The organism is Natrinema soli (genome assembly GCF_028618695.1).
In genome coordinates this window covers 17,392-27,768 of record NZ_JAQIVI010000230.1, presented here as the reverse complement: position 1 = coordinate 27,768, position 10,377 = coordinate 17,392, and the positions used below count along the sequence as shown (strand labels likewise).

The window sequence follows — 10,377 nt, the reverse complement described above, 5'->3', positions numbered from 1 at the left end:
GGGCTGTCCGCAGCCGCGAGCGCCGAGAGGGTCGACGCCGCACGTTCGTTGTAGCGAGCGTGCTGGGGGGCGTTCGGTACTTTCCGGACGGACTCGAGGTCGCCGCCGGCGAGTTCGAAGACGATCGACCGGTTCGCGCCGCGTCGGAGCACTCGCGTCCGCTCGGAGCCCGCCCGCGATTCGGCGTCCGTTTCCGACGCCGACGGCCGCGTTCGACAGACGGCGACGTAACTGGGACACGACTGTGTGACGACCCCCATCCTGTTGGCGAGGGTTGCACCACCTCGGAGCAGCCGAGCGGCCGTCGTGTCTGCTTCGATCGTGTCCAACACCCACTCGAGGGCGTCGGGGTCGGCGACCGGTACTGCCCAACGGTATCGACTCCCGCCAAGGAGCAGGCCGAACAGTTCGACTTCGTCGAATCCCCTGTCCTCGAGGGCCGCGACGAGCCGCGAGGGAATCGATTGCCAGACGGTCGCCGGGGATCGATCGCCGGTCGTCGCCGACCCGCGCTCGAGGCGACCAGATCCGTCACTCCGGTCGTTCTGGGCCAGCCGTTTATTTCGGTGATAAGTGTGCCACCGTCCTCGAGCGACGGGGCGAGCCCGTCGACGTGATCGAAGAAGTCACCGTCCGGTGCCCGCGGTCCCGTCGTGACGATCGTCTCGAACGAACGACCTCGGACCGCCGAGGCGAGGTCGTCGGCCGCGATCGACACGACGTCGGCCCCCTCGAGCGCCGGTCGGGCCTCGAGGAGCCGACTGCCGGTATCGGTCGGCTGGTACGTGTATACCGTGTCCGCGAGTCGACTCAGGAGCGGCGTCGTCCGTCCCCAGCCGGGGCTGAGATCGAGACAGGAGCCGGAGATATCGTCGGCGACGAGGGCGTACCAGCCGTCGTATCCGACGCCGAAGAGTGACGTGAGTATCGACCGCGGTTCGTCGGCGGTCTCGAGCAGGGTCTGGACCGCCGCGTGTCGCTCACCCCGCTCGAACTGATCGACGAACGATCGAAGGGCTGCCCCGTCGGTATCGGAATCGAGGGGTCGTGTGTTCACATTCCCGATGCCGACTATATCCTATTTTGATATGAACATGTTACCAGTATATAGTCCTCCGGAAGGGTATTGTGACCACTGTAGACGGGCGAGTCGATGGGGGAGGCCGTTCTCGGGAGCGCACGAACGGACGGACGGAATGCCACGAGTCGAGCGTGAGCGATCGGCCACTGCGCAGGCAGGCGATCACCCGAACGCAATCGGTCGACACTCGAGGGAACGCAACGACCGAAACTGCGTCTCGAGCAGAGAATCAGGAGTAGAGAATCGAGAGTAGGGAGTTCCGGAAAGCGCCGAGAGCAGCGACCGCCGGCGAGACTAGGTCAACAGCGCGAGCGTCTCTCGAGGATCGACCAGCCCGCTGAACGTGATCAAGCATCCCCAGATACCGACGCCGAGTGCGATCACGCCGGTGAGGGCGATCAGGTTCGAGACGTAGGGGACGAGAACGAGGACGGCGACGCCCATCCCCGCGGAAATGAGGGCGATGAGCGCGACCGATCGGCCGACGCCGCCGTAATCGAACGCGATCTCGCGGTACATCACGAAGACGTTGACGGCCGTGTAGATGCCGTAGGTGACGACGGTAGCGAACGCCGCCCCGGCGACGCCGAATCGCGGGATCAAGAGCACGTTGAGGACGGCGTTGGCGGCGGAGGTGACCCCCTTCGCAATCGCGCGGTCGGACGCCCGGCCGAGGTAATCCAGCCCGTTCGTGGTCACGTTGGTGATCGCCTGGAAGATAACGTAGATCGCCATCAACTGAAGGACGGGGACGGCACCGGCGTAATCCGCGCCGAACACGAGCCGAATGGCCGGATCGGCGACGAGGATCAGCCCGACTGCCGCCGGAATGTAGAGGAGGAGGACGTACTGCAGCGTCGACTCGTAGATCCGCGCCGCCTCCTCGAGCGCGTCGTTGGCCTTCTGTTCGCCGTAGGTCGGCGAGACGGAGAAGCCGAGCGAGCCGGCGGGAACGAGCACGAACTCCGTGATCTGCTTGCTGAGCACATAGTAGCTCACGGCCAGCGGATTGAGGAAGAATCCGACGAGAACCGTATCGATCCGGTTGTCGAGGATGCTTGCGCTGGTCGAGGCGGTCAACGGGATACTGTACCGCAGCATTCGATTGCGCAGCGTCGTCTCACCGCCGTCGTCGTCGTAGGTCACGTAGAACCGTCGGTAGAGGAGGACGATCCCGACGCCTGCCGCGAGCACTGCGCCGACCAGATAGCCCATCATCGCGCCGACGACGCCGAGTCCGAGGACGGTAAAGGCGACGACGAAGCCGACCCGCGTGACGTTGTTGACGACGTTGACGACGGCGCTGAGTTCGACCTGATTGAACCCCTGAAAGACCGTCTGTGTGTAGGAGTTCAGCGACTGGAAGACGAGATAGACGCCGCCGACCAACAATAGCGTCGCCGCCTCCGGTGTCTCGAGCAAGGCGGCGAGCTGCTCGTGACCGACGACCAGCGTGGTGGAAACGATGCCGATCAACACCAGTCGAAATCCGAGCGACGTCCGGAGGAGGTACGGGACCTTGCCGGAATCGGACTCCTTGGACTCGGAGATGTATCGGGCGGCCGAGCGACCGATTCCGAGGTCGGTAAACATCCCCGCGACGCCGATGACTGCGATCACGAAGAACAGCAATCCATATTCGTCGGGCGTGAGCAGCTCCCGCGCGAGCAGTAGCATCAACACCCCGTTCGCGAGGTTGGTGACGAGACGAGCTCCCAGCGTCGCCTTGAAGCCGTCGACGATCCGCTCAGTAACTGACATTAGTCAACGCGAACACCGGGTCAGTCGGGAGGCGACGATAGCGCGACATTGTCGACTCCACGAGCGCGGACCGGGGATCTGCCGTCGCACGGTCCGACCGGTGACGAACGGCGAGCACGTTCCTGATCACTGCGTTGACCGTCACCGACGGACGGCATTGTTATCGTCCTCCTACCGTCAGTCGGGACGGGCTCCCCTCCGGAAGGGATGGCGTAACCCGCACGACACCGCTCGAGAATCTCGTTTGGTGACCGGACGGGTGTCGCCCGAGAGACGGCGAGGAGTCACCCGTCGGTGCCTCCGTCCCGGTCCGCCCCGTCGTCACCCATCGAGTTCGGGTTCGGGTTCGTCGTCCGGTGCGACGCTTTCCGCCGAAAACTCGGCCCTGAGCCGGACCGCATCGTCGGTGATCTCATCGATCGCGTCGTCCTCGAGCGGGACGATGTCACCGGACGCGGGCTCCCAGTCGAACACGGCGTTGATCGAGTCGGTCATGTCCGGTTCCGGATCGAGATGTGCACGCTCCGCGTCGGCGCTGACGACGGTACCGAGCGTCTCGCCGTCTGCACTTTCGACGGGCTTGCCGACATCGTCGTCGGTAACGGTAGGACTCATTCCGTCGGCAGTACCGCCGCGCCCCGGAAGCCGTCTCGGCCTGCACGACCCGGGCGATCCCGGTTCCGTCACGCCAACTCGAGGGCCGTCCGCAGATCCGACTCTACGGCGTCGACCTTGCTCCGGTCGTACAGCGCCGCCGCCGGATGGAACGCCGGCACGACGCGGCGGGTCTCGCGCTCTCGCGGTGAATCGCTCGCGGGTCGTTCCTCCCCGCCCGTTTCATCGAGGCGCTCACTTCGGTCGCGCCTCGCACCGCTCGAGGAATCCGAGGTGCCACCCACCTCGCGTTCGAACTCGCGCCCGTGCAGGTCGGTGATCGTCTCGTCCGTATCGAGTAGTTCGTCCGTCGCGAAACTCCCCAGCGGAACGAGCACGCTCGGATCGACGCGCTCGATCTCCGCCTCGAGCACCGGCCACCAGGCCTCGATCTCGTCGACGTAGGGGTCGCGGTTCTCCGGCGGTCGTCCCTTGACGAGGTTGGTGATATAGAGGTCGCGACGGTCGTAACCGATCGCCTCGAGCGCTCGATCGAGTTGTTTGCCGGCCTGCCCGACGAAGGGTTCACCCTGCTCGACTTCTCGCTCGCCCGGCGCCTCGCCGACGAGCATCACGTCCGCTGACAGCGGTCCGACGCCGGGGACGAACCGTTCCCGATCGAACTGGTCGTCGGGCACCGTCTCGAGCACCGTCTCGAACTCCGCGTCGAACTGCCAGTCGGTCGCGGTTCGGTCGCTCATCGAGTGGGACTGCGACCGCGTCGAGGAAACACCTTTTCGCTGCGCACGCTACCCGACGGGTCGGTCGTACCGGCGGCCGTCGCTCGACGGGGAGATCCGACGCCGATAGCTGGGGTCCCGTTCGCTCGAGGCAGTCGCCCACCGAGACACCGATCACCGTGTCGGTCGACGGAACATTCGAGACGGATTGTGTGCGGCACATGCATGCTGTAGCGCTTTCCCTCGAACGGACGGATGGTGAAGAACAGATGGCATTCAAACCGCCGATCGAGTGTCCGATCTGCCGTGACGTACTGGAACTCGATCGGACGCTCGAGAACCACCTCGTCGGGGCCCACACCCACGACGAAGTCGCTCGCTATCTCGCCTCCCTCCACGACCAGACCGAGATGCGGCCGATCTCAGACTGAGACGGTCTACTGTAACGATTTATCGGCGCGACCGCAGGCCGGTACGCGGTCGCGCTGGAAATGACTTACAGTAGTCCGTATGAAGCGCCGGCAGTCGAACGCGGTCCGATCGCTCGCGTCGACAGCGACCCGTCTCTCGGCCCCACGTCTCACGCGGCGTTTGCAGACTGCGCGTCCCCGTCGTGACGCGAGAGCGGAGCGGGCGTCACCCCGTCCCGTCGACCGTGTACTCCGGGATCCAGGGCGGCATCGACCGCGCTTTCGACCACGCGAACAGGTGCCGCTTCTCGTTCGCGTAGTAGTAGCGATAGGCGTCGACGTAGTCATCGGCCGTCCACCCGTCCGTCACCTGCGGCGGGTCCTCGCGGCCCTCGCGGGGCCACTCGAGGCCGCGAACCCGGTCGTCGTCGAGTGATCGAACGGTCGCCCAGCAGCCGTGGCGATCCGTCGGGTCGTGATCCCAGCGATAGCGCCACTCCTCGTGAGCCGCGTCGGTGTACTCCCGGAGGGAGCGCCAGTTAGCGAGGGAGCGCCAGTTAGCGAGGGAGCGCGCCGCCCAGCGAGTCAGCGGGTGATCGGGATGCGTGAAGTACAGCGCGTCGGATTCCGGGTAGCCGTTTCGCTGAACCGCCGTCGTCAGCACCATCGAACACTCGAAGACGCTGCTCGTGACGTGGCGATCGACGAGCCACGTCGCGGTTCGCTCGAGGTCCCGATCGAGCCAGAAGGCGTTGACCATGTGTCGGGTACGTCGCGCAGTGGATTATAGTAGCCACTGAAACGATTCACACACTGATCGCAACGCAGTCGTTCGATTAGGTGTACATTGACTTTCGGTGGCTACTATAGGCCTCTCACCGGCCCGGCCGGCGGCGGCCCACAGTTCGATACCGACTGGTACAGTTGAGCAACCGCTCGCGGGCTGGAGAACTGAAAGAGAAGGGAGTCGAGCGTTAGTCGCCGCCGCCGAACATGTCGCGCATCATCGGATGCATCTCCATCATCTGCTCCTCGGCGATCTCCTCGTACAGCTTGTACGTGATGGAGACGGCCAGCAGTAGCCCGGTTCCGCTCACACCGCCGATGGTGCCGAGCATGTTGGCCCAGACGGCCAGCAGGCCGACCAGCGCGCCGCCGATGACGGTCACCTGCGGAATGTAGCGCTCCATGACCTTCTCGATGACGCCGACGTTCTGTCGGAACCCGGGGATCTGCATCCCGGAGTTCTGGATCTGCTTCGCCGTCGATTCGGGGCCCATGTCTGTCGTCTCGACCCAGAAAATGGCGAAGATCGCGCCACCGACGACCATGAAGGTGACGTCGATGCCGATCCGGATCATCACTTGCCACCACTCCTGGGCGACGTTCGCCGTGATCCACATCCAATCGTCGGGCGAGTAGATCGGGGCCACGTAGTAGAAGAACCCGCCGGTAGGTTGGCCCTGTGACGAGTAGGTCCCGAGCCAGCTGGGCATGCCGGCCCACTGGCTGTTCAGGATCTGACCCATGAACTGTATGTTCGCCTGCACTGCGCGAACGAGGATCATCGGCAGGACGCTCGCGTAGATGAGCTTCACGGGGAAGCGACCGCGAGCGCCCTTGACCCGGGCGTGGCTCAGCGGGATCTCGACGCGGACCGACTCCGCGTAGACGACGATCCCGAAGATGAGCACCGTCGTGAACAGGGCGATGATGTGTCCCTCGCCGAGCAACAGCGTCTGCAGGCCGGCGCCGGAGACGAGCGATCCCACATCGACCTGTCCGGTCAGGATGCGGTACCAGTCGAAGAAGAACCCGCCCTGAACGGGATTGACGAGCCCGGAAACCAGTCGCTGGCTCACGCCGGCGATAATGAACAGGCCGATCCCGCTGCCGACGCCCCACTTGCTGACGACCTCGTCCATGTAGAGGATGAGGATACCGCCGACGATGATCTGGGCGAACATCAGCATCTGTACCTGCGTCTGATCGAGGGTGAGCCCGCCGAGCTGGAGCTGTGGCACTGCTGGCAGGAAGCCGCCGGCGAACACCATCGGAAGCCCGGTCAGGATGACCATCATGACGACCAGGAGCTTCTGGAGGCCCTGATAGAGGACCTGATCTCGGGGATCGTCCGTATCGAGCCCGAGCAGGTTCGCACCGCCGAGCAGCTGCAAGACGATGCTCGCGGTGACGATCGGTCCGATACCGACCTGGAGCACCGATCCGTGCGACCCGGCGAGGATCGCGCGGAACTGTCCGAAGAGGTCGTCCGCCCCCCCGGACTGGAACCCGAGCAGCGAGATGTTCGTCAGGAAGAAGTACAACATGAGGATGCCGACCGTCCACATCAGCTTCCGCTTGAAGGGGACGTGCCCCTCCGGACGGCGCACTGCTGGCATCCTCGTCAGGACCGGTTCAGCGGCTTCCTTCCATCCCATAGTTATTCCTCGTCCTGTTCAGCGTCGGCTTCGTCGTCCTCGGCCTCGGCCGCACGTTCCTCGCCGCGCTCGGAGAGGACCGCCTCACCGCCGCCGGCCTCGAGCTTCTCCTCGGCCGTGTCGGAGAAAGCATCCGCAGTGACCGTCAGCTGATTGCGGACCTGGCCCGATCCGAGGACCTTGACGACGTCGACCTCGTGGCCGTCCTCGACGATATCGCGTGCGTCGAGTTCGTAGCCGTCGTCGGTCTCCTCGGCGAGGTCCTCCGCGACGTAGAGGATCGCGTCCTCGTCTAACTTCTGGACGTCGATCTCCGCGACCGTCTCGCGGATGTCGTGGGGTCGCTTGAAGCCGTGTTTCCCCTTCGGTTCGTAGTTGTGGAACTCGTGTTTGCTGCGCCCGGCACGGCCGCGGCCACCGCGATGGCCCGCACCGCGTCGATTCTTGTGGGAACCGCCGCTGTGGGTCCGCGATCCGCGCTGGCGTCGTTTTTTGCTCGTCATGGTTATCGCATCGATTCTAGGAGGTCGTTAATCTCCCCGGTTGTATGTTTTCCGAGTTGGCCGCCCTCGACGGTCGGCTTTTTGATACCGTCATGACCCCCCCGCGGCGGGTGGAGTCGAAGCGTCGGTGACAGTCCTTCGTCACGAAGCGTCGTCTCCTCGTCGAGCAGCGCGTCGGCCAGTTCACCGAAGGTATCGTACTCGGTGTTGTCGGCCAGCCACTCCTCGTCGACGTCCGCCTGCTTGCCCTCGAGGGGCTCCGCTCGCTTCGCGAGCAGGGTCTCGAGCACGTCCGCGTCGGGCTCTCCGACGGCGACGTAGTCGTTGACCTTGGCAATCATCCCCTCGTACGGGTCGGTTTCGGGAACGAGCGTGCAGTGATTGACGTTGTGGATGTTGAGCATCGACAGGGTATCCTGCACGTCTTCCTGTCGATTCACTTCGCCACGGATCTGGACGATCGCTTTCATTGGTCAGCCACCTCGGCTTCGTCCCGGCCGCCTCGCTGTCGCGGCTGTCGCGACTGGGAGGCGTTCTCGAGCGCGTTGTACGTCGCTTTCGCGAGGTTGACCGTCGTTCGAGTGTTGCCGTGGCTCTTGGTCCAGGCGTTCTCGATGCCGGCCAGCTCGAGGACGTGACGGACGGTGTCGCTGGCGGCCAGTCCGAGCCCTTCGGGGGCCGGAATGACCTCGACGACGACGGAGCCTGCCTTGCCGGTCGTCTTCCGCGTCAGCGAGTGGGGCCGTTCCGAACGGTCCTCCCAGGAGCCCGAACCGCGGGGCACCTGGATCATGTTCAGCTTCGCGATACCGATCGCCTTCTGGATGGCAGAGCCGACCTGGTCGTCTCGACCCTCGGCGTAGCCGACGAAACCGTTGCGGTCGCCGACGGCGACGACGCAGCGGAACTTCACGCGTCGTCCGGAGTCGGTCATCCGCTGGACCATGTTGATGTCCAGCACTTCGTCTTCCAGTCCGGGAAGGAGCTGATCGACGAGTTCGGGTTCCTTCAGCGGGAGGCCCGAGTTGAGGGCGGTCTCCATGTCCTCGATTTCGCCCTCCTGGACCTTCCGGCCGAGACGGGTGACGGGTTCCCATCCGCTATCGTTGTAGTTACTCATTCGAGAATCGCCTCTCGTACCTCGTCGAAGTGTTCGGGGAGATCTGCTGCGTCGAACTCGCCGCTGTACAGCGGCTCGTCGAGCTGTTCGGCGTAGTCGGCGATATGCTCGCCGCGCGTCCGCGACCAGTCAGCGAGTACGCTGTCGTTGTGCGGGATCTCGAGGCCGGCGTCGATCGCGCCCTCCTGTACCGCGAACACCTTGTTGCCGGGCGTGGCCGTGTTGAGGCCGATGTCGAGGACCGCTTCCTCGAGACCGGCGTCGACGGCTCGTTTGCCGGCCAGGAGGCCGGTCAGATACGCCGCGGAAATGTTGCTCGTGGGGGCGTCCCAGCCGTACTCCGCCAGATCGCTCGAGTGCGCGCTTGCAAGCGTCTCGTCTCCCTGAGGTCCGGGAGTGATCAGCTGCGCCGTAGTGTGCTTGTTACTCTTGCGAGCAACGAGGCGGGGCTTTCCCGATTTCAGCAGGCGCAACCTCTGGTGGTAGTCCGTCCGGACCTCACGGCGACGCCGCATCGGCACTTTGTATCGTGGTCCTGTCGCCATTATTGGTCACCGAAGTTGTCGTCGATATAGTTCAACAGGTACTGGACGCTACGGAACTCCCCGCCGCCCGCCTTCTTGTAGAGCGTGCGGTACTGCGTGGGCGTCAGTTCGCCCTTGTCGCGGAGGTCGCGTAGCTTCCGGCGCTGTGCGCGGATCTTCTTCTGCCATTCTTCTTTCTCGTTCTGGCGTGCGCCCTTCTTGCCGCGGCGCTTACCCTGGCCGTTCTGGTGGCCGTAGGCGCGTTTCGCGTTGCGCTCGCGGGCGCGGCCGCGAGAGTTGCCAGAGGGTTCGTCGGCCTGAATGCGACCCTCGTCGACGAGTTCGCGTATCTCGTCGCGAGTGATCGCTTCGGCGATGTCTCCCTGTGCGTCCGGGTCGAACCAGACGCGGTTCTTGCCGACGTCCATGACGTCGGCCGCCAGTCGCTTCTGTGCGCTCAGATCAGTCATCTGATTCCACCTCGACTTCCTCGTAGGTCGGGTTCAGGACGCGAACGCCCTGATCCTCGGCTTCTTCTTCGATCCGCTCGCGCTTGCGCGCGCCGACCGCCGAGGCGATCCGGACCGCCTCGCTGTCGCCGTCGACGCCCACGAGGTCGTCGAGATTCTCGACGTAGACTTCCTCGAAGCCGCTGGGGTGTTTCCCCCGGACGGCTTTCGGCGTGCGGAAACCGGCCTCGACTTTCGGGCCCTTGCCCTTGACACCGCGGCGCTGCTTGGACAGCTGGCCGCGGGGTCGTCGCCAGGATTCCGGCGTCCGCTTTTTCTTGTGGTAGTCCTGCCGGTTGAACTGCGGCTTCCCCTCGCTCCGTCGGCGGTTGAGGAGTCGCTCCTCGTTCTCGGAGAGTTCGGGCGTCTTCTCGGTCAGCCCGCGGGGCTGCAGCTCCGTCTCGACGTCTTCGTCGGGTTCTTCTTCCTCGACGCTCTCGTCTTCGATCTCGGCCTCGGTCTCGTCGGTGACCTCGAGGTCGCCGACGTCGGCCTTGATACGGGCTGCGAGCGCGTTCCCGACGCCGTCGGCATTGGCCAGGTCGTCCTGGTCGGCTTCCTTGACGTCCTCGATGGACTCGAAACCGGCATCGCGCAGCGCGTCCGCTTTGCTCGTGCCGACGCCGCTGATGTCCTCGAGGCTCCGGGCGTCGTCCGAGGCTTGCTCGTCGTTCGATTGATCGTCTGCCATCTT

Annotated in this window: 13 protein-coding genes; 1 reads left to right on the top strand and 12 read right to left on the bottom strand. The window is 64.7% G+C overall.

Going from position 1 to position 10,377, the window contains the following annotated elements:
* The 4 genes from PGX04_RS15100 to PGX04_RS15085 form a co-directional block, all read right to left on the bottom strand.
* A partial coding sequence (locus PGX04_RS15100; RefSeq protein WP_273739260.1) for a hypothetical protein occupies positions 1 to 1,057 on the bottom strand: 1,057 nt, incomplete at its 3' end.
* A 318-nt stretch (positions 1,058 to 1,375) separates the two neighbouring features.
* Positions 1,376 to 2,842, bottom strand: a complete 1,467-nt coding sequence (locus PGX04_RS15095) for a flippase (protein ID WP_273739259.1) — start codon at positions 2,840 to 2,842, stop codon at positions 1,376 to 1,378.
* A 321-nt stretch (positions 2,843 to 3,163) separates the two neighbouring features.
* Entirely contained in the window at positions 3,164 to 3,457 is a 294-nt protein-coding gene (locus tag PGX04_RS15090; protein ID WP_273739258.1) for a hypothetical protein, read from the bottom strand.
* Positions 3,458 to 3,525: 68 nt separating this feature from the next.
* Positions 3,526 to 4,197 (bottom strand): uracil-DNA glycosylase, encoded by a 672-nt coding sequence (locus PGX04_RS15085; protein ID WP_273739257.1) that lies wholly within the window; start codon positions 4,195 to 4,197, stop codon positions 3,526 to 3,528.
* Between the two features lie 248 nt (positions 4,198 to 4,445).
* Here PGX04_RS15085 and PGX04_RS15080 point away from each other — a divergent pair, with 248 nt between their 5' ends.
* The gene (locus tag PGX04_RS15080) at positions 4,446 to 4,607 is read left to right on the top strand and encodes a hypothetical protein (RefSeq protein ID WP_273739256.1); all 162 of its coding nucleotides are present in this window, start codon (positions 4,446 to 4,448) and stop codon (positions 4,605 to 4,607) included.
* A gap of 205 nt (positions 4,608 to 4,812) precedes the next feature.
* On the opposite strand, the gene PGX04_RS15075 is transcribed toward PGX04_RS15080, so the two are convergent.
* The 8 genes from PGX04_RS15075 to PGX04_RS15040 all read right to left on the bottom strand — a co-directional run bounded on the left by PGX04_RS15075 (position 4,813) and on the right by PGX04_RS15040 (position 10,374).
* Positions 4,813 to 5,346, bottom strand: coding sequence for a hypothetical protein (locus PGX04_RS15075; protein WP_273739255.1), 534 nt, complete (start codon positions 5,344 to 5,346; stop codon positions 4,813 to 4,815).
* Between the two features lie 214 nt (positions 5,347 to 5,560).
* A complete protein-coding gene (gene secY, locus PGX04_RS15070) occupies positions 5,561 to 7,027 on the bottom strand; it encodes a preprotein translocase subunit SecY (protein ID WP_273739254.1) in 1,467 nt (488 codons plus the stop codon).
* Positions 7,028 to 7,029: 2 nt separating this feature from the next.
* Complete coding sequence (locus PGX04_RS15065; RefSeq protein ID WP_273739253.1) at positions 7,030 to 7,530, bottom strand: uL15m family ribosomal protein; 501 nt, start codon at positions 7,528 to 7,530, stop codon at positions 7,030 to 7,032.
* 2 nt (positions 7,531 to 7,532) lie between these two features.
* Positions 7,533 to 8,000 (bottom strand): 50S ribosomal protein L30, encoded by a 468-nt coding sequence (locus tag PGX04_RS15060; RefSeq protein WP_180842270.1) that lies wholly within the window; start codon positions 7,998 to 8,000, stop codon positions 7,533 to 7,535.
* Positions 7,997 to 8,650, bottom strand: coding sequence for a 30S ribosomal protein S5 (locus PGX04_RS15055; RefSeq protein ID WP_273739252.1), 654 nt, complete (start codon positions 8,648 to 8,650; stop codon positions 7,997 to 7,999). Before PGX04_RS15055 ends, PGX04_RS15060 begins: the two co-directional genes overlap by 4 nt.
* On the bottom strand, positions 8,647 to 9,195 hold the full coding sequence (locus PGX04_RS15050) for a 50S ribosomal protein L18 (RefSeq protein ID WP_273739251.1): 549 nt from the start codon (positions 9,193 to 9,195) through the stop codon (positions 8,647 to 8,649). Before PGX04_RS15050 ends, PGX04_RS15055 begins: the two co-directional genes overlap by 4 nt.
* The gene (locus PGX04_RS15045; RefSeq protein ID WP_273739250.1) at positions 9,195 to 9,644 is read right to left on the bottom strand and encodes a 50S ribosomal protein L19e; all 450 of its coding nucleotides are present in this window, start codon (positions 9,642 to 9,644) and stop codon (positions 9,195 to 9,197) included. Before PGX04_RS15045 ends, PGX04_RS15050 begins: the two co-directional genes overlap by 1 nt.
* Entirely contained in the window at positions 9,637 to 10,374 is a 738-nt protein-coding gene (locus tag PGX04_RS15040) for a 50S ribosomal protein L32e (protein ID WP_273739249.1), read from the bottom strand. Before PGX04_RS15040 ends, PGX04_RS15045 begins: the two co-directional genes overlap by 8 nt.
* Positions 10,375 to 10,377 lie beyond the last annotated feature (3 nt).